This is a genomic window from Actinomadura sp. NPDC048021, from assembly GCF_040653135.1.
Classification (GTDB): Bacteria; Actinomycetota; Actinomycetes; order Streptosporangiales; family Streptosporangiaceae; genus Spirillospora; species Spirillospora verrucosospora.
In genome coordinates, this window is the sequence record NZ_JBEZJQ010000003.1 from 420,224 (window position 1) to 446,830 (window position 26,607).

The following is a 26,607-nucleotide window of genomic DNA, read 5'->3' on the forward strand; positions in this document are numbered from 1 at the left end:
ATGCGCGGCCTTCCCCCGAGACGCACCTGTCTCTTCCTTCACCAACTCTCCCCTAGGAGCATCATGCGAACGTGGGCAAAGGGCACCTCCCGTGCCGTGCTGACCGCGGGCTTCGTCGCCCTCGGCGTCAGCGCCATCCCCGTCAACGCCTTCGCCGACGTCACGTCCGGAAACGGCGGCGTCCTGAGCGGCAACCAGGTCAACGCGCCGATCTCCGCGCCCGTCGACGTGAGCGGCAACGCCGTCTCGCTGGTGGGCGGCAGCCAGGCGGCGTCCCGCGGCGGCGCCAAGGTCGAGCAGGGCGGCAGCGGCGGCGGCCAGAAGACGTCCGGCAAGCGCGGCGTCGCGTCCGGCAACCAGGTCAACGCCCCGATCTCCCTGCCGGTGAACGCCTGCGGCAACGCCGTCGCCGTCGTCGGCGGGTCGCAGGCCGGCTGCGAGGGCGGCGCCAAGGTCAAGGGCAGCGGCAAGGGCGGCCAGACCACCGACGGGACGGCCGGTGTCCTGAGCGGCAACCAGGTCAAGGCCCCGATCTCCGCGCCGGTCAACGCGTGCGGCAACGGCGTCGCCGTGGTCGGCCGGGCGCTCGCGGGCTGCGAGGGAGGCTCGAAGGTCAAGAGCGGCGGGCACACCGGGTCGAAGCAGCAGACGTCCGGCGTCCGCGCCGTCGGCGGCGGCAACCAGGCCGACGTCCCGATCAGCGTGCCCGTGGACGTCTGCGGCAACGCGGTCGGCAACGCGGTGGCGGCGTGCGAGGGCGGCGCCTCCGTCCGCAACGGCGGCCACCGGACGGGACAGCAGACCACCTCCGGCGTGCGCGGCATCCTCTCCGGAAACCAGGGCAACGCGCCGATCAGCATCCCGGTGACGGCCTGCGGGAACGCCGCGGCCCTCGTCGGGGAGGCCGGGGCGATCTGCGAGGGCGGCGCGCACGTGCGCAGCGGCTCCGGCGGCGACCAGAAGACCTCCGGGACGCGGGGGATCCTCTCCGGAAACCAGGGCAACGCCCCGGTCTCCGTTCCCGCCGAGGTCTGCGGCAACGCGGCCGCCGTCGTCGGCGGCGCGGCGGCGGGGTGCAACGGCCAGAGCCTCGTCCAGGGCCCGCACGGCTCGGGGTCGAAGACGTCCGGCGACCAGGGCACCGGCTCCGGGAACCAGGCGAACGCGCCGGTCCAGGCCCCGGCCGTGGTGTGCGGCAACGCCGCCGCCGCGGTCGGCCTGGCCTCCGCGGTGTGCGACGAGCCCGGGAACGGCGGGTACGAGCCCTACTCCCGGACGACCGGCACCGCGCCCCGTCCCGGCTCGAAGATCGACCCGCCCGCGGTCGGCGGCCTCCCCGTCCTCGACGGCCTGCCGGCCCAGGGCGGGCCCGCGGGGCGGAACCAGCGCACCGCGCTCGACGGTGACGGCGCGCCGGCGGCCGTCTCGCTCCTGGACACGCAGGCCCTGCCGGGCGGCGCCGGGCTGCCCAAGGTGAACGGCCGCAGCGCGCCGGTCGACGGCGGCCTTCCCGTGCTGGGGAGCCCGCGGTCGCTGAGCGGCACCGCGTCGAAGCTGGGCCCGGTCGAGCTGCCCAAGGGCGCCTCGCTGGTGGGGACCCTGCTCCAGGACCAGCCGGCCCGGGGCGCGATGTCCAGGTCGAAGGGGCTGCCGAACGGCACCGGCCTGCCGCAGGTGGGCGTCCTGCCGAACGTGAACGGCGCGTCGCAGGTTCTCCCCGCGGAGAAGGTGCTTCCCCAGGTCCAGGGCCTGGCCGGGAAGAGCGCGCCGGTGAAGGTCGGCGCGGAGCGCGTCCGTCCGGCCGAGGCGGCGCCGGGCACGGTCTCGCTGCCCGTGAAGCCGGTCCTGCCGGTCGACGTGCGCGGCGTGGCGACCGCCGAGATCGCGGACGTGCCGGACCGGATCGGCCCGATGAGCCCGGTCGCGTCCACCCAGAAGATCACGCCGGGGACCAGGACGGGCGCGACGCTGCTCGCGGCGGTCTCCGGGGTGCTGGCCGCCGCGGCCGGGGCCCTGGTGCTGGGCCGGCGGATCCGGGTGAGCCGCCGCTAGATCCACCAGACCGCGGGTGAGCCGGCCTCGGGCCGGCATGCGAAAGACCTTCGCCCGTCCCGGAGGCGCGGACCGGGGCGGGCGAAGCCATGCCCCCGACCAGGTGGCCGTGCCGTGAGCGGGCGAAGTCGTGCCCGACGCGCGGATGGAGCCGTGCCCGTGGACGGGTGCGGCCCTACCTGTGACAGGCGCGCGAGCCTCCTGCACGCCCGGCGGGGGCTGGTGTAGCGCGGCGCTCGCCCCACCGAAGCCGTACCCGTGAGCGGCGCGGCCGTTCACGGGTACGGTGAGGCTGCGTTCGCGGGACGCTGACGGCGAGTCCGCAGGCCGCGACGCCGCGTCCGTGTGCCGGGGGCGCTGTGTTCGTGGGCGGTGGGGCGAGGGGGCGGCGGACACAGTAACGTCACGTCAAGGAATCCGTACGCAGTGCTACGCTCCGGACAGGCCGCTGGGAACGGTCAGAAAGTACGGACCGCGCGGATGACCTTGCGGCGCAGTTGAATACGACGGCGGCCGTCCGGGTACAGGCGCAAGCGATCGAGTTCCCAGCCGCCGTGCTCCGCGTGCTCGGTCATGATCCGCCGGGCGGCGTCACGGGTGGTACCGCGCGGCAGTGACAGGACGAGGTAGGTGTACTCCGCCATTGCGACCATTATTACTTGGTCTACCGGCCGTGCGGCACCGTACCGTGGCCTCCCGGTCCGCGCGGTGCGCGGCGGCGTGTCATCCTGTCGGGGGCGTGCGGCGGTGAGAATCCCGCCCCTCCGCGGGGGCGGCACGATGATCGCAGGGCGGCGGCGGGAAGGCGCGGGCACAAACAGGCCGCCATGCGACGTTGTACGAAGCCGGTAGGAAGAGCCTGAGTCAGAGGACCCGAGACAGCGAGGTTGGAGCGACTGTGCCAGCCAAGAACGGCACCGCGAACAGTGGCCGGGGCAACGGCCCGGGGACGCGCCTGGTGATCGTCGAGTCGCCCGCGAAGGCGAAGACGATCGCCGGTTACCTGGGCCGCGGTTACATCGTGGAGTCCAGTATCGGCCATATCCGGGACCTGCCCGGAAGCGCCTCGGAGGTGCCGGCCAAGTACAAGGGCGAGCCGTGGGCGAAGCTCGGCGTGAACGTCGAGCACGAGTTCGAGCCGCTGTACGTGGTCAACTCCGACAAGCGCCAGCAGGTGCAGAAGCTCAAGAAGCTGCTGGCCGAGGCCGACGAGCTCTTCCTCGCGACGGACGAGGACCGGGAGGGCGAGGCGATCGCCTGGCACCTCCAGGACGTCCTGAAGCCGAAGGTCCCCGTGCACCGGATGGTCTTCAACGAGATCACCAAGGACGCGATCCAGCGCGCCGCCGCGAACCCGCGCCAGCTGAACATGCGCCTGGTGGACGCGCAGGAGACGCGCCGCATCCTGGACCGCCTCTACGGGTACGAGGTCAGCCCCGTCCTGTGGAAGAAGGTCATGCCGAAGCTGTCGGCGGGCCGCGTGCAGTCGGTGGCGACGCGGCTGGTCGTCGAGCGGGAGCGGGAGCGGATCGCCTTCGTCCCCGCCCACTACTGGGACATCGCGGCCCAGTTCGACACCGGCAAGGACGAGGAGCCGACGGCCTTCAAGGCCGGGCTCGTCTCGGTGGACGGCAGGCGCGTCGCGCAGGGCCGCGACTTCGGCTCCGACGGCGTCCTGAAGACGAAGGACGCGCTGCACCTGGACGAGGCCGCGGCGACGGCCCTCGCCGAGCGCCTGCGCGGCCGCCCGTACGAGGTGAAGTCGGTCGAGCGCAAGCCGTACACGCGCCGCCCGTACCCCCCGTTCCGGACGACGACGCTCCAGCAGGAGGCCAGCCGCAAGCTGAGCTTCTCCGCGAAGTACACGATGTCGGTCGCGCAGAAGCTGTACGAGAACGGCTTCATCACCTACATGCGAACCGACTCGATCACGCTGTCGGAGACCGCGATCACGGCGGCGCGGCGGCAGGCGGCGTCGCTGTTCGGCGGCGAGTACGTCCCGGACAAGCCGCGCGTCTACACGTCCAAGGTGAAGAACGCGCAGGAGGCGCACGAGGCGATCCGCCCGGCGGGCGACACGTTCCGCACGCCCGCGGAGACGGGCCTGTCCGGCGACCAGTTCCGGCTGTACGAGCTGATCTGGAAGCGGACGATCGCGTCCCAGATGAAGGACGCCGTCGGCCAGTCGGTGTCGATCCGGGTCACCGGGACGTCGACGCGGAACGAGCGCGCGGAGTTCGGCGCGACCGGCAAGACGATCACGTTCCACGGTTTCCTCAAGGCCTACGTGGAGAGCGCCGACGACCCGTCCACGGACCGGGACGACCAGGAGCGGCGGCTGCCGAACCTGGCCGAGGGCGACCCGCTGACGGCGAGCGCGGTGGACGCCGAGGGCCACTCGACCCGCCCGCCGGCCCGCTACACCGAGGCCAGCCTGGTCAAGGAGCTGGAGGAGCGGGAGATCGGGCGCCCGTCGACCTACGCCTCGATCATCGGAACGATCCTGGCGCGCGAGTACGTGTTCAAGAAGGGCACGGCGCTCGTCCCGTCGTTCCTGGCGTTCGCCGTGGTGAACCTGCTGGAGCAGCACTTCGGCAACCTGGTCGACTACGACTTCACCGCCCACATGGAGGACGGCCTCGACGAGATCGCGCGCGGCGAGGCCGAGCGCGTCCGCTGGCTGACCCGGTTCTACTTCGGCGACACCGGGGAGGAGGGCCTGAAGGAGCTGGTCGGCGACATCGGCGACATCGACGCCAAGGGGATCAGCTCGTTCCCGATCAAGGGCACCGACATCATGGTGCGGGTCGGCCGGTACGGGCCGTACCTCGACCGGGACGGCGAGCGCGTCAACATCCCCGAGGACATCGCGCCGGACGAGCTGACCGCCGAGAAGGCCGAGGAGCTGTTCGCGCAGCCGTCGGGCGACCGGGAGCTCGGCGTCGACCCCGAGACCGGCCACACGATCGTCGCCAAGTCGGGGCGGTTCGGTCCCTACGTCACCGAGATCCTGCCCGAGCCGGCGCCGCCGGCCGACGGCAAGAAGCGGACGAAGAAGGCCGAGGCCGCCAAGCCGCGCACGTCGTCGCTGTTCAAGTCGATGTCGCTCGACACGATCACGCTCGACGACGCGCTGAAGCTGCTGTCGCTGCCGCGCACGCTGGGCGAGCTGGACGGCGAGCCGGTGACCGCGCAGAACGGCCGCTTCGGCCCGTACATCAAGCGGGGCTCCGACAGCCGGTCGCTCGGCTCGGAGGAGGAGCTGTTCACGGTCACGCTGGAGCGGGCGAAGGAGCTGCTGGCGCAGCCCAAGCAGCGCGGCCGCCGGGCCGCGGCCGCCGCGCCGCTGCGCGAGCTGGGCAAGGACCCGGCGAGCGGGGAGCCGGTCGTGGTGAAGGAGGGCCGGTTCGGCCCGTACGTCACCGACGGCGAGACGAACGCCAGCCTGCGCAAGGGCGACGAGGTCGAGTCGATCACGATCCAGCGCGCCGCGGAACTGCTCGCGGAGCGCCGGGAGAAGGTCGCCGCGGGCGGCGGGAAGAAGAAGGCGGCGCCGCGCCGTCGAACCTCCGCAAAGTCCGGTTCATAGGGACATCTACGCCGATACCCTGACCGACATGACCAGAACGGGCGCACCCCGGCCGCACCCCGCAGCGTCACCGCCGCCGGGCGTTTCGTCGCTTTCGTCGATCGGGCCGTTCCGGCGGCTCCGGATGGCGCTGGCGTTGTCCAGCGCCGCCCAGTGGATCGGCGTACCCGCGCTGACCGCCATGGCGGCGATGCTGACGCGCGGCGACGGCGCCGCCGCGCAGGCGCAGGCGATCGGCGGCACGCTGGCGCTGATGCTGCTGCCCGCGGTGGTGCTCCCGCCGGTCGCCGGGCTGCTCGCGGCCCGCGTCGACCGCCGGCTGATGCTGATCATCGCGGACGCGCTGCGGCTGGTGGTCGTCGTGACCGTGCCGCTCGTGCACGCGCTGCCGTGGACGCTCGCCGCCGCCTTCCTTGTCTCGTGCCTGAGCCTGCTGTGGATACCGGCGGCGCGCGCGTCCCTGCCCGCCGTGGTCCCGGACGAGGAGGCGCGGCCCGCCGCGCGCCGCGCCGCGACCCGCGTCCTCTACGGTCCGGCGCCCGCCGCCGCGCTGCTGTTCGCCGTCCTCGCGCTCGTCGCGAACGGGACGCTCGGCGCCGGTTCCCGCGCCGACCTCGCCCTGTACGTGACGGCGGGCCTGTTCCTCGTGGCGGCCGCCGCCGTGGCGACGGCCGGCGAGATCCCGGCGACCGAGCCGGTCGCGGCCGGGTCGCCGCTGAAACTGATCTTCCAGGGTCCGGGGTCGGCCGCCGCGCGCGGCGCCGGCGCGGCGATCGCGGCGGCGTCCCTCGCGGCGGGCGCGGTCGTGGCGGTGGCCCGCGTCCACGCCGGCGAGCTGGGCGGCGGCGACGCCGGGTACGGCTCCGTCCTGACCGCGCTCACGGTGGGCCTCGGTTTCGGGCTGTTCCTCGGACCGCGCGTGCTCGTCCCGTTCAGCCGCCGCCGCCTCCTCGGCCTCGCGGTGATCGCGGCCGCGCTCGCGCTGGTCGTGCTCGCCCTCGTCCAGAACCTCGTCGTCGTGGTGTTCGCGACGGCGTTCCTCGGCGTCTTCGCCGGAGCCGCGTGGTCGACCGCGAAGATGGCGGCGCACGACCCCGAGGCGCCGGAGGGCGCCCGCCCGGCGGCGTACCTGCGGTCGGTCGCGCTCATCACCGCGCTGGTCTCGTTCGCCGTCGTCCCGCTGATCGCGGCGGCGGCCGGATCCCACCGACTCGACCTCGGCGGCGGCGTCTACGACGCCTACGGGACGGGCGTCGCCCTGCTGGTCGCGGCCGTCCTCGCCCTGGTGACCGGGCTCTTCGCCTACCGGCGGCTGGACGACCGGCGGGGCATCCCGCTCGTCCCCGACCTGCGCGCCGCCCTGCACGGCGAGATCTACACGCCGCCGGAGCAGGCCGCCGCGGCCCCGCAGCCCGTCCACCGCAACCGGGGCGTGTTCATCGCCTTCGAGGGCGGGGAGGGCGCGGGCAAGACGACGCAGGCGCGGCTCGCCGCGATCTGGCTCCGCGACCACGGCTACGACGTGGTGACCACGCACGAGCCGGGCGCGACCAAGATCGGGATGCGGCTGCGCGCGATGCTGCTGGACCGCGACACCACCGGCCTGTCCGACCGCGCCGAGACCCTGCTGTACGCCGCCGACCGCGCCGACCACGTGGCCAACGTGATCAAGCCGGCGGTGGACCGCGGCGTGATCGTGGTCAGCGACCGCTACGTCGACTCGTCCCTCGCCTACCAGGGCTTCGGGCGGGGGCTCCCGGTGGAGGACATCGCCCGCGTCAACGCCTGGGCGACCGGCGGCCTCGTCCCCGACCTGACCGTCCTGCTGGAGATCCCGCCGGAGGCCGGCCTGCGGCGGCTGCCGGCGCCCGCCGACCGCATCGAGTCGGAGTCGCAGGAGTTCCACGAGCGGGTCCGCGAGGGCTTCCGCGCCCTCGCCGAGGCCGACCCCGACCGCTACCTGGTCCTGGACGCGAGCCGGCCGCAGGGCGAGCTGAGCCGGGAGATCCAGTACCGCATCCGGGAGATCCTGCCGGACCCCGTCCCGCTCGGCACCGAGGACGCCACGAGCACGTTCCCGGTCATCACCGACTTCTGAGCCCGCTAGCCTCTGTTCCATGAGCGTGTGGGACGACCTGGTGGGGCAGGAGCCCGTCATCGCGCAGCTGTCCTCGGCGGCGGAGCGGACGGGCGGGCTCGCGCACGCGTGGCTGTTCACCGGGCCGCCGGGGTCCGGGCGCGTGGCCGCGGCGCGGGCGTTCGCCGCCGCGCTGCAGTGCACGGAGACGCCGCGCGGGTGCGGGCACTGCGCGTCCTGCCACCAGGTGCTCCAGGGGACGCACGCCGACGTCGAGGTCGTCCGGCCGCAGGGCCTGTCGTTCGGCATCAGGGACGCCCGCGCGCTGGTGCTGCGGGCCGCGTCCTCGCCGAGCGGGAGCGGCCGCCAGATCGTGCTGTTCGAGGACGCCGACCGGGCCACCGAGGGCGCCGCGAACGCGCTGCTGAAGGCGATCGAGGAGCCGCCGCCGCGGACGGTGTGGCTGCTGTGCACGCCGTCGCCGGAGGACCTGCTCGTCACGATCAGGTCGCGCTGCCGGCTGGTGACCCTGCAGACGCCGCCGATCGCGGCGATCGCCGACTTCCTCGTCCAGCGCGACGGCGTCGAGCGCGAGACCGCCGAGGTGGTGGCGCGGGCCGCGCAGGGGCACATCAGCCGGGCGCGCCGGCTCGCCTCCGATCCGCGGATGCGGCGGGTGCGCGAGCAGGTGGTGGCGGTGCCGCGCCGGCTGACCGGGGTGAGCGCGGCGGTCGCGGCGGCGGAGACGCTGGTGAGCGCGGCGAAGGCGGAGCGGGACGCGCAGACGGCCGAGCTGAACGACGCGGAGACCTCCGCCCTGCGCAAGGCGCTCGGCGAGAGCGAGAAGGGGCGGATGCCGCGCGGGACGGCGGGCGCCCTCAAGGAGCTGGAGGACCGGCAGAAGTCGCGGGCGACGCGGATCCTGCGCGACGCGCTGGACCGCACGCTGCTCGACCTCGCGTCCTACTACCGCGACGTTCTGACGCTGCAGCTGGGGGCGGGAAGCGAGCTGGTCAACATCGAGCTCGGCCCCGAACTGCGGTCGGCCGCGGGGGACGGACGCCCGGAGGACACCCTCCGGCGCCTCGATGCGATCATGGACTGCAGGGAGCGGTTGGCGGCGAACGTCAATCCGCAGCTGGCGTTCGAGGCGCTGACCTTGGCGTTGCGTCACGGGTGATACGGACGGGGCTTACACAACTTGTCCCCATTCGTTACATTTCCGTACGCGACTCTCAATGAGCGCCCCCGTAACGTTCGCTGGCTGATCGACCGAAATCCGGTTGGTTAACCCCCACAGCCAGGAGGTCTGCCTTGCGGCGAGCCTTGATTTCCGCCGCGTGCGCCGTCACCACCGTGACGGCCCTCGCGTTCCCAGCATCCGCAGCTCCGGGCCAGGCACAGGCGAAGGGCGAGGTCTCGGAGTACGTCGTCCTCTACAAGGAGGGCGCGTCCCTCGGGCAGGCCCACCAGGCCGTCTCCGCGGCCGGCGGCAAGGTCGTGCACGAGAACCGCGACGTGGGCGTCGCGACCGTCACCTCCCAGAACCCCGAGTTCATCCACGCCGTGATGAACCAGCGGGCGCTGGACGGCGTCGCGCACAACCGGATCATCGGTGAGGCTCCCAAGACCAAGAAGAAGGCCCCGAAGGTCGAGAAGCTGACCGGGGCCCTCCACGGCGCCAGGAACCAGGCCGCCCCCGCGGGCAAGCCGTCCAAGGACACCGAGCCCTTGGCCGACCTGCAGTGGGACATGAAGCAGATGCACGCCACCGCGGACGGCTCCTACAAGAAGGAGCCGGGTGACCGGCGCGTGCTGGTCGGCGTCCTCGACACCGGCGTGGACGGCGACCACCCGGACATCGCGCCGAACTTCAACCGCAAGCTCAGCCGCAACTTCACCCGCGACATCCCGGCCGACGCCAACGGCAACGAGGTCGACGGGCCCTGCGAGTTCACGTCGTGCGTCGACCCCAACGACTGGGACGACAACGACCACGGCACGCACGTCGCGTCCACGATCGCCTCGCCCCGCAACGGCCTCGGCATGGCCGGCGTCGCGCCGAACGTGTCGATCGTGAACCTGCGCGTCGGGCAGGACTCCGGCTACTTCTTCCTCCAGCCGACCGTCGACGGCCTGACCTACGCGGCCAAGCACGGCATCGACGTCGTCAACATGTCGTACTACATCGACCCGTGGCTGTGGAACTGCGGCAACAACCCCGCCGACAGCCCCGAGGACCAGCTGGAGCAGCGGACGATCATCAAGGCGGCGCAGCGCGCCCTGGACTTCGCGCACGACCGCGGCGTCACGCTGATCTCCGCGGCGGGCAACGACCTCGTCGACTACACCAAGACGAACGCGGACGACAGCAGCCCCGACTTCCCGTCCACGCCGGGCGAGGAGCCGCACGACCGCACCGTCCCGGCGAGCTGCGTGTCGATGCCGTCCGAGGGCGAGAACGTCATCCCGGTCTCGGCCACCGGCCCGAGCGGCCGCAAGTCGTACTACAGCAGCTTCGGCAACGGCTACGTCGCGGTGGCGGCGCCCGGCGGCGACAAGGTCGACAACGCCGCCCAGCGTCCGGACGACAAGGGCGGCATCTGGGCCGCCTACCCCGAGCGGCTCGCGAAGGAGCGCGGCGAGCTGAACGCCGACGGCACGCCGAAGGTGTCGTACATCATCCGCAGCTGCAAGGGCGACAAGTGCGCCTACTACCAGTCGATCCAGGGCACCTCGATGGCGTCCCCGCACGCGGTCGGCGTCGCGGCGCTCATCGTCAGCAAGTACGGGCACCGGGACCGCAGCGGCGGCCTGACCATGGACCCGCGTCTCGTCGAGCGGGTGCTGCGCGGCACCGCGACCCCCAAGGCATGCCCGAGCCCGGCGACGGTCGAGTACGTCTGGTACACCCAGGTGAACGGCCAGTGGGTGAAGCACACCTCCACCCAGACCTGTGAAGGCTCGAAGGGCCAGAACGGGTTCTTCGGCAGCGGCATCGTGGACGCGCTGAACGCCGTCTCGCGCTGACCCCTCCAGAACCACCCCAGGACGCGACCCCCGGCTCCGGCCGGGGGTCGCGTTCTTTTCCGCGTCCGGCGTGTCCTGTGCCCTCGTGCATGATGGGGGCATGCCGTACCGAGTCACCTTCGTCTGCACGGGCAACATCTGCCGCTCCCCGATGGCCGAGTGGGTTCTGCGCCACCACGTCGAGAAGGAGGGCCTCGACGTCGAGGTGGACAGTTCGGGCACCGGCGGCTGGCACGTCGGCGACGGGGCCGACCAGCGGACGGTCGCGGCGCTGGAACGCGCCGGGTACCGGTCGGCGCACATCGCGCGGCAGTTCGACGCCGCCTGGTTCAACGGCTACGACATGATCATCGCGATGGACGCGAGCCACGAGAAGGCGCTGCGCTCGATGGCGCCGACCTGGCAGGCGCGCGGCAGCATCCGGCGGCTGCGCGAGTTCGACCCGGACGCGGGCGGCGACCTCGACGTCCCCGACCCCTACTACGGCGGACGCGCCGACTTCGACCTCGTCCTGGAGCAGGTGGAGGCGGCGATGCCCGGCCTGCTCAAGCAGATCCGCTCGGCGCTTGATGACCACTGATCGGGTGCGGCTGGAGAGGCTGCTCGGAACCGGGGTCGAGGACGTCCACGACCTCGGCTCCAGCCATTCCTGGACGTTGCACAGGGCTTCCCTCGCCGACGGCCGTGAGGTCTTCGTGAAGGCGGCGCATGACCAGGCGGGCGTGTTCGCGGCAGAGGCGGCCGGGCTGCGCTGGCTGGGGGAGGCGGGCCCCGGGACCCCCGTCCCCGAGGTCGTGGCGGCGGACGACCGGATGCTCGTCCTGCCCTGGCTGCGCTCGGCTCCACCGTCCCGCGAAGCGGCCGAACGTCTCGGACGGGAACTCGCGGCCCTGCACACCGGGAACCGTCCCGGCACCTACGGCGCGCCCTGGGACGGTTTCATCGCCGACCTTCCCTTGGACAACACACCGGACGACCGTTCCTGGCCCGCCTGGTACGCCGAACGCCGCCTCGAACCGTTCCTGCGCCTCGGGGCAAGGCATCTCTCGTCCGGTGACGTCCGTCTTGTGGAGCGCGTCATGGCGGACATCGAGACGCTCGCCGGACCGCCGGAGCCGCCTTCCCGCATCCACGGGGACCTGTGGTCGGGGAACGTCCTTTGGACGGGCGAGCGGGCGCTGCTCATCGACCCGGCCGCGCACGGCGGGCACCGCGAGACCGACCTCGCCATGATGGCGCTGTTCGGGACACCGCACCTCGACACCGTGCTCGGCGCCTACGATGAGGCCGCGCCCCTTGCGGACGGATGGCGGTCCCGCGTCCCGTTGCACCAGTTGCACCCGCTGCTGGTCCATGTGGCGCTGTTCGGCGGGTCGTACCGGGCGTCCATGGCAGAGGCGGCCCGCGCGTGCCTCGGCTGAGGCGGCTCACGACTTGGTAACTCCGCGTTCATGGGTTTTTGTCGCGATCCATATGCGGTAGAAACGACGGGCGATCCGGCAGGAAGGTTAGGTAGGCAACCCCATGGACGACGGCAGGCGCGAGGACCCGGGTAACCGTCTCGGCTCGTGGAAGGGTCTCGTCCCTCTCGGCGTGGCCGCCACGGCCGCGCTGCTCATCGGAGGGGGCGTGGACATGGTGCACCGCCACCAGCGCGCCGCCGACGAGGAGCACGAGGCCAAGCCCGCCGCCAAGGCCGAGAAGACCGGCCCGGAGTTCATCGTCGGCGTCACCCAGAAGGGCGCCTCCCTCCTCGTCCGGAACGTGCGCACAGGCGCGAACGTGGGGCTGCCCGTCGCCGCCCCGCAGGGCCGCCGCTTCCATCGCGTCGCGGCGCTGAAGGACGGCTCGTACATCCTCGCCACACCCGGCCCCCGCGACGTCACCTTCCAGCGCCTCCGCTTGGACGACGGACGTCCCAAGGACCTCAAGCCCCTCTCGAACGCGATCGTCCCTGGTGTCTCCACGGTCTGGTCGGACCTCGCCGTGACCCCGGACGGCGCACAGATCGCCTACGTCACCTACAAGGGCGCGAGCGCCCGCGTGGACGTCGTCACTCCGGAGACCGGTGTCCACAAGGTGTGGACGACCAGGCTGCGTGCCCGCGTCGGGAGCCTCTCCTGGTCCGGCACCACACTGTCCTTTGTCTGGAGCCCGGTCGGGACGGGGAAGCACCAGGTCCGCACAATCGACACCAGCGGCGCCGCGGGCGACCTGAAGTCGAGCAAGGCCGTCATGCCCCTGCCCAAGGGCAGTTTCAACGCTGTCATGAGCCGGGACGGCACCTCCCTTATCGCGGCCATAGCGAAGAGCTCCGAAGTGACTCTTCAGACCTTCACGGTGCAGGGAACCCCCGCCAAGACCCTGTGGACCCTGAAGGTGAAGGGCGCCCCCACCGGCCTCGACATTGCCCACAACGGTCGCGACGTCATCGTGACCGCGGGCGACCTGTACGCGCAGGGCGTCCCGACCGTTCCGGCAGGGGATCTCGCCGACGCCGCCTGGTGAGACCTAGAGTGGGTCGCATAAAACCGGGCGAACGGAGCGAAACGTGGGCATGATGATGGCCGTCAGCTTCACCCGTTACGGCCGCCTGTTCTACCTCGATCCGGGCCCGCACAGCCCCAAGGTCGGCGACAAGGTCCTCGTCCCCACCGACTCCGGCCCCGAGGTCGCCGAGTGCGTGTGGGCCCCGCAGTGGGTCTCCGAGGACGTCGACGGCCTCCCCGAGTGCGCCGGCCCCGCCACCGACGAGCACCTCGCCCGAGACGAGGCCAACCGCCGCCGCCGCGCCGAGGGCCGCTCCATCGCCAAGCGCCTCATCCGCAAGCACGACCTCCCGATGAAGGTCATCGGCGTCGACTACCTCGACGCCGACAACATCTTCAAGATCTACTTCACCGCCCCGCACCGCGTCGACTTCCGCGCCCTCGTCCGCGACCTGGCCCGCGGCATCAAGGCCCGCGTCGAACTCCGCCAGGTCGGCCCCCGCGACGAGGCCCGCCTCCAGGGCGGCATCGGCCCCTGCGGCCGCGACCTGTGCTGCGCCACCTTCCTCAAGGACTTCGAGCCCGTCTCCGTGCGCATGGCGAAGGAGCAGGACCTCCCGGTCAACCCCCTCCGCATCGCCGGCGCCTGCGGCCGCCTGATGTGCTGCCTCAAGTACGAGCACCCGCTCTACATGGAGTTCAAGGAGAAGGCGCCTCGCCTGGGCTCGCGCGTCAGCACCCCGGAGGGCGAGGGCCAGGTCATCGGCTACAACGTCCCCGGCGACCGCGTCACGGTGAAGGTGGGCTCGCGCCGCTGCTCCTGCCCGTCCGCCTCGGTCTGCTCCCCGCGCCAGCAACACGACGCCCACTACAACCCCACTCCCGAGGACACCTGATCGAGGGGGACAGGCGGGCCGCACGGCAGGATCCACGGCATGAGCGCTTGGTCTGAATGAGAGCGACCAGTTCGTCCCCGGCGCCGAGCTGTTCCGCTCGGACGGTCGTTCACGGTGTGGGCGTACACCGTCAGCAGCGACGGCCTCGTCATTCGATGCGCGTGCGTGTCTTGCCGTAAGCCGGGATTGGTTCGGCTCTGGAGCATTTCACCGTTTGTTTCTGCAGTGCTTGTTGACGGATCAGCGGCCGTGGCCATTCGCGCCAAATGAATCGCCCAGCGCCCCACCTTCTCTCCGGCGGTCTCCGGACGTTGAGTTTGCCGAGCCGCGGAAGCGGCGGACGGTGGGAGGCGTACCTACAAAGCAGATTCTCTGAAAGGAGCTTCCAGTGGAAGACGTCTACAGGCGTTTCTCGGGAGGCTGGGAACGTCGCGAAGAGTTCCTCGCGCGGGCGCAGCAGAAGGGCGCCACCTGGGATGAGCTTCGCGCCGCCGAGTCCAAGGGCATCGATCTGGCCGCCTACGTTGAAGCGTTGGAGGCAGGCGCCTCGGACGGGGACGTCCAAGCCGCCGTGGCCGCCGGCATCCTGCCCCGGGTGCTCGTCAGGGCGCTGAAGGCGAACGCCACCCCCGCGCAGATCATGGAGGCGTTCGAGAAGCAGGTCGCTGCGGACCCGGGCTATGCCTGGGGCATCGGCCGAGCCGGCTACATCGATCTGCTGAACGAGGGCGCGACGCACGACCAACTCATCGTCCTGCACGACAGGGACGTCCACCCGCAGATCACTCTGCTGGCGCTCGAAAGTCGCCTCGGCATCGCCAAGCTGCTGGAGGCGTACGACAAGGGTCTCCGCGGGGCCGACTTGCTCTGCTACGTGGAGGCGCCAGAGAAGCAGGTGGACCCCGACGAGGTGCTCGCCGCTCATCGGCAGGGGCTTCGCGGGCTCGAACTGTACAGCTACGTGAGGGAGCTCGCGGGCCGCTGATCACATGAAGACGTGATCCGGCTCGGCGGGCCCACCCTCTTCACCCATATCGAGAGTCGCCGGCCTTCGTCCCTGGACGGGGGCCGGTTCTCGTTGAGGCCGCGGCTCCCTATGGGGTGGAGAGAAGCGCGCCCTTTTCGTCGTTCATGCCCGCGGCGAGGAATCGAGTGGTGCCCGGTATGCGGGTGACGGCGCGGGCCTCGAAAGGGCTGAAGCCGGACGCTCGGATTCTGTTGCTGGTCCACGTGCCCGTAGCGGTTCGGTGGGCGAGGGTCGACTCGGTGGCGTTGACGTCGGTGGAACCGATGAGCCAGACGCCGCCGTCCGGGTCGATGATCGGGGCGCCGAACGGACTGAACCGTCCTGCCTTCTTCATGGTGCTTTCGGCCGTCCAGCGGCGTCCGTCGGCGTCGCCGTGCAGGAGAAGGGACGACAGGTGGAGGTCGCCCGGGCCCAGCGGCTGGGTGCGGGTGCCGTCCATCTCGCTGGACGGGATGCCCCCGGCGCCCTCGGCGGTGATCCAGATGCCGGCGGCCGTGGCGGTGATCGTGTTGAGCTGGTACCTCGTGTCCTCGAAGCCCTTCCTCTTTCCGGCGGGCAGGACGCCGTCCAGCGGGACGGGCTTCCAGCCGGAGCCGTCCTGGTGGTACAGCTCGCTCTCGAAGGTGAGCGCCCAGATGTCACGGGCGGAGCGGGCGCTCGTGCGGGCGATCCGGAATGGCAGCCTCGTCTCCGACCATCCGTCCGCCGAACGGGTCCAGCCCGTCGCGGCGGCGTGCGAGCCCGTGCCGAAGACCTGGACGTCCCGCGGGGAGAACACCTCAAGCGCCGTAACGGTGAATCCCGGAAGGCGGCGGTCGATCGTCCAGCGCTCGCCGTTCCAGTGAAGGACGGTCGAGCTCGACCCGTCGAGGGTGACCGCCCAGACATCGGACGCCGCGGACGCCCCCGCCGCCTTGACCGCGCCGATCCGCCCGCCCGGAAGGCCGACCTTGCTCCAGCCGCGGCCGTCCCAGTGCCGGGCCGTCGGCCGCCACACCGTGTCCTCCGAGCCGCGCCCGCCGAACGCCCACACGTCCTTCGGCCCCGCCGCGACGATCTGGGGATCGACCCGCAGCGACACGTCCTCGACCTCCACCCGCCATGGCGCGCTCCCGGCTTCCGCTCTCCAGGGCGTCGGCTGGACGGCCGGGGCTCCGCACCCCCCGAGGGCGAGCAGGGCCACAACGCCGGTTTTCGGCAAACGAAATCTCATACGCCCTCCATCCCGAAACGGTCGACCCATCCTCCGCGCGCGGAGAGCCGGGCGAATGAGCACCCGTACCTAGAACGCGCGCCCTTCCGTACTCACCGTCGACCAGGGCGTTCGCGGGTCTCGGCGTGATGTTGCTATACGGGCGCGGGCAACCTTGGCACCTTCCTCCCCTTGCCGGGGCCCCTCGTTTTTCACACCATTCCGGCAAGCCGCCGTTTCCCCGCAGGAGGTATTCCGTGAGACTGCGCGTCGCGATCCTGGTCGCGGGCATCGCCGCCGTCCTGACCGCCACAGGCCCCGGCGCGTCCGCCTCGCCGGGGGAGGTGCGTCCCGTCGCGGCGCCGGGCGCGGAAGGGGGGCGGGCGATCTACGGCGCCGGAGGCGTGCGCTGCGCCCTGGGGTTCAACGTGCGGCAGAACGGCTCGTACTCCTTCCTCACCGCGGGCGGCTGCGCCCAGGTCGGCATGCCGATCTACGCCGACCCGGCGATGACCGTGCAGCTCGGGACGGTCGTCTCGGTGACGAGCGCCTCCGTCGCGCTCGTCCGGTACGTGGAGCCTTCCGTGGAGCGGCCCGGCAGCGTCTTCCTCTACCCCGGTTCCCAGGACATCACGACGGCGGGACCGCCGGTCGTCGGCCAACGCGTCTGCCGCAGCGGGCCCATCGCGGGCCTGCGCTGCGGCAGTGTGACGGCCGTCAACGTGACCGTGAACCTCCCGAACGGGACGATCACCGGGCTGGTGAGGACGACCATATGCACGGAGCCCGGGGAGAGTCCCGGGGCTCCGTATTTCTCGGGCGGTACCGCGGTGGGGCTTGAGATCGGGGGAGTCGGGACCTGCGTCTCCGGCGGGTCGTCCTACTTCCGCCCGATCTCTCCGGTGCTCAGCGCCTTCGGCGCCAGCGTGTACTAGCGCTTGGGGAGGAGCTGGGCGAGGGCCGCGGTGACGCCGCAGAAGGCCATGACCGGGAAGAGCGATGCCCGGAAGGCGTCGGCGACCTCGCCCAGCGCGCCGTAGAAGACGATCCCGACGAGCGCGACGCCGAGGGCGTTGCCGACCTGCTGCGCGGTGGACAGGACGCCCGCGGCCGAGGCGGCGTGCCGGTCGGTCACACCGGCCAGGACCAGTGCCGACAGCGGCGCCAGGACGAACCCCATGCCCGCCCCCACGAGGGCCAGTCCCGGGATGAGCCAGCCGATGGCGTGCCCGGTCTCGGCGAGCAGCAGGAGGCAGCCCGCCGCCTGCACCGCCGCGCCCAGGGCGAGGACCTGCCGTCCCAGTCGGGCGGCGATGGCCGTGGCGCGGGTGGACGCGGCGAAGTAGCCCGCGCCCAGGGCGACGAAGAGCAGGCCCGACTCCAGAGCGCTGAGACCGCGTCCCTGCTGGAGGTACAGGGCGAGGTAGAGGAAGAAGGACGCCATCGCCAGGGTGTAGACGAGCGCCAGGCCGCTGCCGACGCGGAACGCGGGCTCGCGGAAGAGGCTGGGCGCGACCAGCGGGGCGCTGCTCCGGCGCTGGGAGAGGACGAAGGCGGCGAGCAGGACGGCCGACGCGGCGAGCGACGCCCACGTCCAGGTGGGCCAGCCCAGGCGGCGCCCCTCGATCAGGGGCAGGACGAGCGCGATGAGACCGAGGGTGACCAGGACGGTTCCCGTGACGTCCAGGCGGGTTCCCGTGGTGCGCGGCTGGGACGGGACGGTCCGGCGGATCAGCGCCAGCGTGACGACCCCGACCGGAACGTTGATCAGGAAGATGCTACGCCATCCGGTGCCGAACAGGTTCGCCTGGATCAGCACGCCCCCGATGAGCTGCCCGAACACGCCGCCCAGGCCCATCGCGAGGCCGTAGGCGGTGAACGCCTTGGCGCGCGCCTCCCCGGTGAACACGCCGTTGATGATCCCGAGAACCTGCGGCATCAGCAGCGCGGCCGCGAGCCCCTGCACCACCCTGGCGGCGATCAGCGTGCCGGAGGACGGGGCGAGGCCGCACGCGAGCGAGGCGGCCGTGAACACCGCGAGGCCGAGCGCGTACATCCGGCGGCGTCCGGCCAGGTCGCCGAGGCGGCCGCCCGTGATCAGCGCGCTGCCGAGCGCCAGCCCGAACCCGGCGACGACCCACTGGATCGCCGTCGCGCCGGCGCCCAGATCGGTCTGGATGTCGGGGATCGCCACGTTCACGATGAAGAAGTCGAGCGTGGTGATGAAGATGCCGGTGAGCAGGACGAGCAGGGCGCCGATGGACGCGGTGGGCGAGGCCGCGGCCTCGCCCGGGCGCCGGCCCGCAACTGGAGTCGCCGTGTGCGACATGGTCTCTCCTCAGATCGATCGTTATCCGCACCCAGACGATCTCGCCCGGGAGGTCGTGGTGGCGATGACCTGAGGGGTAATGCCGCGGCGTAATTCGGTTGTGCGGCCGGCGGCGGCCGATCTAGCGTCCCCTCCCATGGACTGGGACAGGCCCGCGCGGAAGCTCGGGATCGACGACCTCGCCGCCTGCCAGCGGCTCGCCGAAGACCGCGACTGGGGACGTGAAGACCGGAAGTGGCGGTTCCTGTTCTCGGTCGGCGACGTCTACGGCATCGACGACGGGGAGGGCGGTCTCGCCGCGGTGACGGTGTCGACCCCATACGGCGTGGACGTCGCCGCCATCAGCATGGTGCTGGTGGCGAAACGCTACGAACGGCGTGGTCTGGGCGCCCGCATCATGCGGCACGCCATGGACAACACCGAAACGAAGAGCTTCTGCCTGACGGCCACCGAATACGGGCGCCCGCTGTACGAGCGTCTGGGGTATCGCTCCGTCGGGCTCTGCACGACGTACACGGGCATGGGCAAGGGGCCGTCCGAGGAGGGCGTTTCCGTCCCCGCGGAGGCGGCGGACATGCCCGCCGTCCATGCACTCGACACCGAGGTCTTCGGCGCGGACCGTTCACGGCTGGTCGACGGGCTGCCGTCGTTCTGCGAGACGTTCCGTGTCGTCCGGGGCGAGTCCGGTCTCAAGGGGTTCGGGGGCGTGTGGTGGAACGACGACAGGGCCGTCGTCGGCCCCGTCACCGCGCACGACGCCGAGACCGCCCTCGCCCTCGTCGAAGAGATCGTCCCGGCGGGGCCGGTCCGCCTGGACATCGACCACCGGCATCCGGAAGTGGTCGACTGGGCGCGGCGGAACGGCCTGCGACCCGCGTTCACCACGACGGTCATGGAGTACGGCGCGCCCATCGCGAACGACCTGCCCCGCCTCTACCTTCCCGTGGCGCAGGCCCTCGGCTGACCTCAGACGGCCTCGGCCTTCGCCGCGGGCGGCCTGCCGCCGGGCAGCGCGTACCGGAAGATCTTCTTCCAGGTGCCCGTGACCTGCCGCGACAGCGTGCCCGTGTGGTACGGGATGTCGTACTTGTCGCACAGCGCGCGGACGCGCGGGGCGATCTCGCCGTACCGGTTGCTCGGCATGTCCGGAAACAGGTGGTGCTCGATCTGGTGGCTGAGGTTGCCGGTCATCAGGTGGAACAGCTCACCGCCGGTGATGTTCGCCGAACCGCACAGCTGCCGGACGTACCACTCGCCCTTCGTCTCGCCGTCCAGCCGCTCCTCCTCGAACACCTCCACGTCGCCCGGGAAGTGCCCGCAGAAGATGATCATGTGGGCCCAGACGTTGCGGACCACGTTCGCGGTGGCGTTCGCGGACAGCGTGGACAGGAACTGCGGGCCGCTGAGCAGCGGGAACGCCAGGTAGTCCTTGCCCCACTGGCGGCGGACCTTGCGGCCGATCGCGCGCAGCTTCTCCTTCGTCACCGCCTCGTCGGCCGTCCCGTCCCGGATCTTGTCGATCTCCAGGTCGTGCAGGGCCACCCCGTACTCGAAGAACATCGCCAGCAGCAGGTTGTAGAGCGGCTGCGCGAGGTGCGCCGGGGACCACGCCTGCTCGGGGGCGACGCGCAGGATGCCGTAGCCGACGTCGTTGTCCTTGCCGAGCACGTTCGTGAACGTGTGGTGGACGAAGTTGTGCGAGTGCTTCCACTGCTCGGCCGGCGAGACGTTGTCCCACTCCCAGGTCGTGGAATGGATCTTCGGGTCGCGCATCCAGTCCCACTGGCCGTGCATGACGTTGTGCCCGATCTCCATGTTCTCCAGGATCTTCGCGACGGCCAGCGTCGCGGTCCCGGCGATCCAGGCGGGCGGCAGCGCGGAGGCGAGCAGCAGCGCCCGGCCCCCGATCTCCAGTCCGCGCTGCCAGCGGATCACCCGCCGGATGTAGGACGCGTCGCGCTCGCCGAGACCGGACATGATCTCCTCGCGCAGCGCGTCCAGTTCGGCGGCGATGGTCTCGTAGTCCTCGGCCGTCAGATGGTCGGTCATGCCGTTCCTCTCACAGTTCGATCTCCACGGGCCCGGCGGCCGCCGAGACGCAGGTCTGGACGATCTCGCCCTCGTCGCCGTGCACCTCGCCGGTGCGCAGGTCGCGGACCTTGCCGGACGCCAGCCGCCCGACGCAGCCGCGGCAGATGCCCATCCGGCACCCGCTCGGCAGCAGCGCGCCGGCGTCCTCGCCCGCCGCCAGGAGGGGCGTGCTCCCGTCCGCGTCGGCCGTGACGCCGCTCCTGGTGAACGTGACGCGCCCGCCCTCGCCCCCGTCGGCGTCCAGGACGGTGCGGAAGCGCTCGACGCGCAGCCTCTCCCCGACTCCGGCGGCCCGCCAGTGCGCGGCGAGGTCGTCGAGCATGCCGCCCGGCCCGCACGCCCACGCCTCGCGCTCCGCCCAGTCGGGGCAGACGCCGGGGATGTCGGACGGTTTCAGCCGGCCGTCGGGCGTCGTGTGCCGCTCGTGCAGCCGGAGCCCCGGCATCCGGCGAAGCTCGTCGCCGAAGATGACGTCCCCGGCCGTCCGGTCCGAGTGGACGAGCACGGCGTCGGACGCGCCGCCGAGCTGCCGCAGCATCGCCATGACCGGCGTGATCCCGCTGCCGGCCGTCACGAACAGCAGCTTGCGCGGGACGGGCGAGGGCAGCGTGAATCCCCCCTCGGGCCGCGACAGGCGGACGACCGTCCCGGGCCGGATCTCGTTGACCAGGTGCGCCGAGACGAACCCGTCGCGCGCGGCCTTGACGGTGATCGTGATGCGGCCGTCGCGGCGGGGCGGCGACGACAGCGAGAACGTCCGCCAGTGCCGGACGCCGCCGACGTCCACGCCGATCTTGACCCACTGGCCGGGCCGGTGGCCGTTCCACACCCGGCCCGGCCTGATCACCAGGGTCGCGGCGGACGGGGCCTCGTGCCGGACGGCCTCGATCCGCCCGCACGGCTCGTCCGCGGACCACAGCGGATCGAGCAGCCCGAGGTAGTCCTCCGGCAGGAGCGGGGTCGTGAGGAGCCGGGCTGCCGCCGCGATCCGCCGTCCCGTGGCCGAACGGCCGGGGCGGCGCGGGCGGTGCGGCGCGATGGTCCGCGGTGCGATGGGCAAGGTTTCCTCCCCGAGGGCGCGCTAACTTACGCTCGCGTAACCTACGGTCGCGTAGGAATCGCGGAGGATTCAAGGCCTCGGCCAGCAAAGCGACAGGCATCACACCATCGCATGATGTTCCATCCGATGATGTAATGCCTGCTGACAAAAGACGGCGGAGAAACTGTCGGCCGGGCACGATGGCCTGGCGGCGACCGGCCGTCCGGGGCCGACGCGGGATCCGCGCTCAGAACTTGGTCTTCGGCCGCTCCTGGAGAACTCCGTCCACGAAGATGTCGAGCTTCTCGTTGTAGAAGCAGACCAGCCCGGCGACCTTGCGGCTCTCCTCCAGCGGCATCCGGTACGACCAGGCCAGATCCTCGTGCAGCGTGCCGTTCACCCGCACCGACCAGTACTCCGCGGTGCCCTTGTACGGGCAGTGCGACACGGTGCCGGTGTGTTCGAGCAGGTCCATGCGGACATGCGGCTTCGGCAGGTAGTAGCGCACGGGCAGCCCCGTCTCGAACAGCAGCCGCGGGCTGGACGACTCCGCGACCGTCACCCCGTCCACCTCGACCCGGACATGCCGCGACGCCGCCAGCACGTCCACGCGCGTGTACGGGTCGCGAGGATGGACGAAGACCTCCTCGTCCTCCTCGAACCAGGCGTCCATCGCATCCCAGTCGAGACGGACGAACCCGGGCAGCTCGGTGTAGCGGAGCGCGGCGCGCGGCGCCTGCGCGCCGTCCACCTTCACGGTGAAGGCGGTCGCGTCGCCCCTGCTCGGCGAACGGGTGCCCGGCCCGTCCTCGACGAGTTCGGCCCGCACGTCCGTCTCGGGAAAGTAGTAGGTCGGGTAGTAGGGGATCTCCCAGACGAGAGAAGGCCGTGTCGAGTCGGCCACCAGGTGGCCGCCGAGGTAAGCCCGGACGCGCTTGCCGCTCTCCTCGATCCGGAGACTGGTCTTCCGCGATGTGCCCATGCCTGGGCAACCTCACCGGTCGGGGCCCTATTTCATCGAATTCTCACCCTTGCCTCACGAACGCCACATGAGCCCTCAAGAGCCTCATCCGCATGAATCGGACACTCCTGGTCAACGGCGCGCTGGGCGCACTGCTCGTCGCCGGGGCCGGAACCGCGTACCTCGCCCTCGGCGACGGAGGCGACGGCGCCGCCGCGTCCACCCGCCTGACCCGCGTCACGCGCGGAACGGTGGTCTCGTCGGTGTCGGCGTCCGGCTCGGTGGAGAGCGCCAAGAGCCGTTCGCTGTCCTTCGGCGCCTCCGGCACGGTCGCGAAGATCTACGTCAAGGCGGGGCAGAAGGTGAGGACGGGCGACGTCCTCGCCCGCCTCGACCAGACAGAGGCGCTCGAGAACGTCGACGCAGCCAAGGCGAACCTGGCGGTCGCCGCCGATGGGGACACCTCGTCCGACAAGGGGTACGCCGGGTACGTCCAGGCGAAGAACTCCTACAACGCCGCCTTGCGGGCGTACCAGGGGACCGTCCTGAAAGCTCCGTTCGCCGGAACGGTGACCGCCGTCAACGGGACGGTGGGCGGCAGTTCGAGCGGTTCGTCCTCCTCGGGTTCGGGTTCGGGCGGCGGTTCGACGTCGCCGACCTCGTCCTCCACCTCGTCCTCCACCTCGTCCTCCTCCTCGTCGTCGGGCTCGGGCTTCGTCGAGCTCGCCGACACCGCGCACCTCCAGGTCGAAGGCGAGTTCACCGAGGCCGACACCACGAAGCTCAAGACCGGCCAGGCCGCCACGGTCACGTTCGACGCGCTCACCGGCAAGACCGCCACCGGCAAGATCACCACGATCGGCGCGGCGCCGACGACCACCGACAACGTCGTGAAGTTCCCGGCCGTGATCGCGCTGGGCGACGTCCCGTCCGGGGTCCGGCTCGGCCAGACCGCCACGGTGGAGATCACCGTGGCGCGGGCGGAGAACGTCCTCTACGTGCCGAGCGCCGCGGTCAGGACGGCCGGCGGGCAGAGTACGGTCACCGTCGTCCGCGACGGCAGGCAGGTCCCCACCACGGTCGAGACCGGCGTCAGGGGCGACCAGGGCACCGAGATCAGCTCGGGCCTGAAGGAGGGCGACGAGGTGGCCGTGACCTCGACGTCCGGCGGCGGGAACACCGTCCAGCGCGGCTTCCCGGGCGGCGGCGGACCGGGGCTCGGCGGCGCCCCCGGCGGCGGCGCCCCCGGCGGCGGAGCGCCCGGCGGCGGAGGCCGCCGATGACCGCCCGCACCCCGCCCGTGCTCGACCTCCGCGACGTGACCAAGGTGTACGGGACGGGCGAAACGGCCGTCCACGCCCTGCGGGGCGTCTCGCTGACCGTGGAACGCGGCGACTATGTGGCGATCATGGGCGCGTCGGGCTCGGGCAAGTCGACGCTGATGAACATCATCGGCTGCCTGGACGTGCCGAGCGCCGGCCGCTGCCTCCTCGACGGCATCGACGTCGTCGGCCTCGGCGAGCGCGACCTCGCGACCCTGCGCAATCGCCGCATCGGGTTCGTCTTCCAGTCGTTCAACCTGATCCCGCGGATGACGGCGCAGGCCAACGTCGAACTGCCCCTCGCCTACGGCGGCCTCCGCGGCGCCGACCGGCGGCGCCGCGCCCTCGCCGCCCTGCGCGAGGTCGGCCTCGCCGACCGCACCCGGCACGAGCCGAACGAGCTGTCGGGCGGCCAGCAACAGCGCGTCGCCGTCGCCCGCGCCCTGGTCACCGCCCCGACGCTGCTCCTCGCGGACGAGCCGACCGGCGCGCTCGACAGCGCCTCCACCGCCGACATCCTCGGCGTCTTCGACCGGCTCGGCCGCACCGGCCGCACCATCGTCGTGATCACTCACGAGGACGACGTCGCCGCGCACGCCAAGCGGATCGTCCGCCTCGTGGACGGCCGCATCGTCGAGGACGTCCGCCGGGAGGGCCCGGTGACCCCCGGCATCCGAGCCGCGCGCCCCGCGCCCCCGGAACCGAAGGAGGCAGGGTGAGCGCCCTGGAGATCCTGCGCTTCGCCGTCCGCGGCCTGTCGGCCAACAAGCTGCGCAGCTCCCTCACCACCCTCGGCATCCTGATCGGCGTCGGCGCCGTCATCCTGCTCGTCGCGGTCGGCAACGGCTCCTCCGAGCAGATCAAGAAGAGCATCCAGCGCCTCGGCGCCGACTCCCTCACCGTCACGCCGTCCACCACGGGCCGCGGCGGCTTCGGGATGACCGACCAGGCCTCGGGCCCGCGCACCCAGGCCCGCGACCTCACCGCGGAGGACGCCGAAGCCCTCACCGCCGGCGGGGCCCCGTCGGTCAGGTCCGCCTCACCCGTCGTGACCAGCCAGTCCGTCACCGCGGGGTACGCGGGCACGAGCGCGACCATCGGCCAGTTCGTCGGGACGACCCCGTCCTACTTCGCGGCCGCGAACAAGACCCTCGCGTCCGGCACGGCGTTCACCGCCGAGGACGTCGCCGCCGCCCGCAAGACCGTCGTGCTCGGCAGCACGGTGGCGTCCGACCTGTTCGGACGCGTGAACCCCATCGGCAAGAAGATCGACGTGGGCGGGATCCGGTTCACCGTCGCGGGCGTCCTCAAGGCGACGGGCTCCTCCTCGTCGACCTTCTCCGACCCGGACAGCATCGCCGTCGCGCCGCTCCCGGCCGTCCAGGAGACCCTCATCGGGTACGGCGCCCTGGACCAGATCATCGTCCAGGCCACCGGCAGCGACACGGTCGGCGCCGCCGAGGCCGAGGTCACCCAGATCATCGGCCAGCGTCACGACGCGACCTCCCCGGGCGGCGCCGACTTCACGGTCTCCAGCCAGGCGAGCGTCCAGTCGGCGGTCAGCGAGTCGAGCCGGACCTTCACCGTCCTGCTCGGCGCCGTCGCCGCCATCAGCCTCCTCGTCGGCGGCATCGGCATCACCAACATCATGCTGGTCACCGTCACCGAACGGACCCGCGAGATCGGCATCCGCAAGGCCATCGGCGCCCCGCGCGGCGCGATCCTGGGCCAGTTCATCGCGGAGGCCACCGTCCTCAGCCTCACCGGCGGCCTCCTCGGCGTCCTCGCCGGCGTCCTCGGCAGCCTCTTCACCATCGCGGGCGTCAAACCCGTCCTGGTCCCGTCGTCGATCGTCCTGGCCCTGGCCGTCTCCCTGGCGATCGGCCTGTTCTTCGGCAGCTACCCCGCCAACCGCGCCGCCAAGCTCCGCCCCATAGACGCCCTACGCCACGACTAACCAAGGACCCTCATGCCCCTGAACCCACCACCCGTTGCCCCAACGCCCCACCCCACCGCCACCGCTGACGAAGACGGCCGCCCCCCTGCCGACGCTGGCCGCGCCGGTGCGCTGTGAGTAAGAGCCAAGACATGCCCGAGAACCCGATATCGGACGCCGAACTGCTGGCGAGCTCGCCCTTCGACAAGGAATCTCGCCACCGACCTACTCACGCAGCCATCGCAACTGACGGAGTTGGTCGCCCCCCCCTGCCGACGCTGGCCGCGCCGGTGCGCTGTGAGTAAGAGCCAAGACATGCCCGAGAACCCGACCGCGGACGCCGAACTGCTCGCGAGCTCGCCCTTCGACAACGATCTCGCCACCGACCTACTCACGCAGCCCTCGCAGAGGTCTCTGTCAGGGCCGACGCTCTACCTAGCGGCCAGCGTCCTCCTGGTCGCAGGCTTCCTGAGCGGCGTCCAGGCGCACAAGTGGTCCGAGAACGGCTCCTCTGAACCGTCTGCCGACGGCCGTACCAGAACCGGCGGCTACGGCGGACCTCCGGACGCCGCAGGAC

General features: G+C 71.8%; 21 protein-coding genes. 15 read left to right on the forward strand and 6 right to left on the reverse strand.

Annotated elements, in window-relative coordinates; translation table 11 throughout:
• Window positions 1-63: 63 nt before the first annotated feature.
• Window positions 64-2,052, forward strand: coding sequence for a chaplin (locus AB0C87_RS07800; protein ID WP_360576859.1), 1,989 nt, complete (start codon window positions 64-66; stop codon window positions 2,050-2,052).
• Window positions 2,053-2,510: 458 nt separating this feature from the next.
• On the opposite strand, the gene AB0C87_RS07805 is transcribed toward AB0C87_RS07800, so the two are convergent.
• A complete protein-coding gene (locus AB0C87_RS07805) occupies window positions 2,511-2,696 on the reverse strand; it encodes a DUF5703 family protein (protein WP_179845705.1) in 186 nt (61 codons plus the stop codon).
• Between the two features lie 254 nt (window positions 2,697-2,950).
• Here AB0C87_RS07805 and topA point away from each other — a divergent pair, with 254 nt between their 5' ends.
• The 9 genes from topA (at window position 2,951) to AB0C87_RS07850 (ending at window position 15,118) form a co-directional block, all read left to right on the forward strand.
• A complete protein-coding gene (topA, locus tag AB0C87_RS07810) occupies window positions 2,951-5,641 on the forward strand; it encodes a type I DNA topoisomerase (RefSeq protein ID WP_345179685.1) in 2,691 nt (896 codons plus the stop codon).
• 28 nt (window positions 5,642-5,669) lie between these two features.
• Window positions 5,670-7,739: a dTMP kinase gene (gene tmk / locus AB0C87_RS07815; protein ID WP_360576860.1), complete on the forward strand. Its 2,070-nt coding sequence runs from the start codon at window positions 5,670-5,672 to the stop codon at window positions 7,737-7,739.
• Between the two features lie 19 nt (window positions 7,740-7,758).
• Window positions 7,759-8,898, forward strand: a complete 1,140-nt coding sequence (locus AB0C87_RS07820) for a DNA polymerase III subunit delta' (RefSeq protein ID WP_345179689.1) — start codon at window positions 7,759-7,761, stop codon at window positions 8,896-8,898.
• A 134-nt stretch (window positions 8,899-9,032) separates the two neighbouring features.
• Window positions 9,033-10,748 (forward strand): S8 family serine peptidase, encoded by a 1,716-nt coding sequence (locus AB0C87_RS07825; RefSeq protein WP_353832301.1) that lies wholly within the window; start codon window positions 9,033-9,035, stop codon window positions 10,746-10,748.
• Window positions 10,749-10,848: 100 nt separating this feature from the next.
• Window positions 10,849-11,328 carry a low molecular weight protein-tyrosine-phosphatase gene (locus tag AB0C87_RS07830; protein WP_360576861.1) on the forward strand — a complete coding sequence of 160 codons (480 nt, stop codon included), beginning with the start codon at window positions 10,849-10,851 and terminating at the stop codon, window positions 11,326-11,328.
• Window positions 11,318-12,169, forward strand: coding sequence for a fructosamine kinase family protein (locus AB0C87_RS07835; RefSeq protein WP_345179695.1), 852 nt, complete (start codon window positions 11,318-11,320; stop codon window positions 12,167-12,169). Before AB0C87_RS07830 ends, AB0C87_RS07835 begins: the two co-directional genes overlap by 11 nt.
• A gap of 103 nt (window positions 12,170-12,272) precedes the next feature.
• Window positions 12,273-13,256 (forward strand): hypothetical protein, encoded by a 984-nt coding sequence (locus AB0C87_RS07840; protein ID WP_360576862.1) that lies wholly within the window; start codon window positions 12,273-12,275, stop codon window positions 13,254-13,256.
• Between the two features lie 49 nt (window positions 13,257-13,305).
• A complete protein-coding gene (gene ricT / locus AB0C87_RS07845; RefSeq protein WP_360576901.1) occupies window positions 13,306-14,133 on the forward strand; it encodes a regulatory iron-sulfur-containing complex subunit RicT in 828 nt (275 codons plus the stop codon).
• Between the two features lie 388 nt (window positions 14,134-14,521).
• The gene (locus AB0C87_RS07850) at window positions 14,522-15,118 is read left to right on the forward strand and encodes a hypothetical protein (protein WP_360576863.1); all 597 of its coding nucleotides are present in this window, start codon (window positions 14,522-14,524) and stop codon (window positions 15,116-15,118) included.
• A 109-nt stretch (window positions 15,119-15,227) separates the two neighbouring features.
• Here the strand turns inward: AB0C87_RS07850 and AB0C87_RS07855 are convergent, their stop codons facing one another.
• Window positions 15,228-16,256: a hypothetical protein gene (locus AB0C87_RS07855; RefSeq protein ID WP_360576864.1), complete on the reverse strand. Its 1,029-nt coding sequence runs from the start codon at window positions 16,254-16,256 to the stop codon at window positions 15,228-15,230.
• Between the two features lie 353 nt (window positions 16,257-16,609).
• On the opposite strand from AB0C87_RS07855, the gene AB0C87_RS07860 reads away from it, so the two are divergent.
• Entirely contained in the window at window positions 16,610-17,287 is a 678-nt protein-coding gene (locus AB0C87_RS07860) for a S1 family peptidase (protein WP_353832293.1), read from the forward strand.
• Here the strand turns inward: AB0C87_RS07860 and AB0C87_RS07865 are convergent.
• Window positions 17,284-18,681 (reverse strand): MFS transporter, encoded by a 1,398-nt coding sequence (locus AB0C87_RS07865; protein ID WP_360576865.1) that lies wholly within the window; start codon window positions 18,679-18,681, stop codon window positions 17,284-17,286. The genes AB0C87_RS07860 and AB0C87_RS07865 overlap by 4 nt on opposite strands.
• Window positions 18,682-18,817: 136 nt before the next feature.
• Here AB0C87_RS07865 and AB0C87_RS07870 point away from each other — a divergent pair, with 136 nt between their 5' ends.
• Window positions 18,818-19,645: a GNAT family N-acetyltransferase gene (locus AB0C87_RS07870; protein ID WP_345179707.1), complete on the forward strand. Its 828-nt coding sequence runs from the start codon at window positions 18,818-18,820 to the stop codon at window positions 19,643-19,645.
• Between the two features lie 2 nt (window positions 19,646-19,647).
• Here the strand turns inward: AB0C87_RS07870 and AB0C87_RS07875 are convergent, their stop codons facing one another.
• The 3 genes from AB0C87_RS07875 to AB0C87_RS07885 all read right to left on the reverse strand — a co-directional run bounded on the left by AB0C87_RS07875 (window position 19,648) and on the right by AB0C87_RS07885 (window position 22,793).
• The gene (locus AB0C87_RS07875; RefSeq protein WP_345179710.1) at window positions 19,648-20,730 is read right to left on the reverse strand and encodes an acyl-CoA desaturase; all 1,083 of its coding nucleotides are present in this window, start codon (window positions 20,728-20,730) and stop codon (window positions 19,648-19,650) included.
• A gap of 10 nt (window positions 20,731-20,740) precedes the next feature.
• On the reverse strand, window positions 20,741-21,832 hold the full coding sequence (locus tag AB0C87_RS07880; RefSeq protein WP_360576866.1) for a ferredoxin reductase: 1,092 nt from the start codon (window positions 21,830-21,832) through the stop codon (window positions 20,741-20,743).
• A 226-nt stretch (window positions 21,833-22,058) separates the two neighbouring features.
• On the reverse strand, window positions 22,059-22,793 hold the full coding sequence (locus AB0C87_RS07885; RefSeq protein WP_360576867.1) for a DUF427 domain-containing protein: 735 nt from the start codon (window positions 22,791-22,793) through the stop codon (window positions 22,059-22,061).
• A gap of 92 nt (window positions 22,794-22,885) precedes the next feature.
• Here AB0C87_RS07885 and AB0C87_RS07890 point away from each other — a divergent pair, with 92 nt between their 5' ends.
• The 3 genes from AB0C87_RS07890 to AB0C87_RS07900 are packed head-to-tail and all read left to right on the forward strand — an operon-like array spanning window position 22,886 to window position 26,051.
• Window positions 22,886-24,055, forward strand: coding sequence for an efflux RND transporter periplasmic adaptor subunit (locus AB0C87_RS07890; RefSeq protein WP_360576868.1), 1,170 nt, complete (start codon window positions 22,886-22,888; stop codon window positions 24,053-24,055).
• Window positions 24,052-24,813, forward strand: a complete 762-nt coding sequence (locus tag AB0C87_RS07895) for an ABC transporter ATP-binding protein (RefSeq protein WP_345179716.1) — start codon at window positions 24,052-24,054, stop codon at window positions 24,811-24,813. The genes AB0C87_RS07890 and AB0C87_RS07895 overlap by 4 nt, the downstream gene beginning before the upstream one ends.
• A complete protein-coding gene (locus tag AB0C87_RS07900) occupies window positions 24,810-26,051 on the forward strand; it encodes an ABC transporter permease (RefSeq protein WP_360576869.1) in 1,242 nt (413 codons plus the stop codon). Before AB0C87_RS07895 ends, AB0C87_RS07900 begins: the two co-directional genes overlap by 4 nt.
• Window positions 26,052-26,607 lie beyond the last annotated feature (556 nt).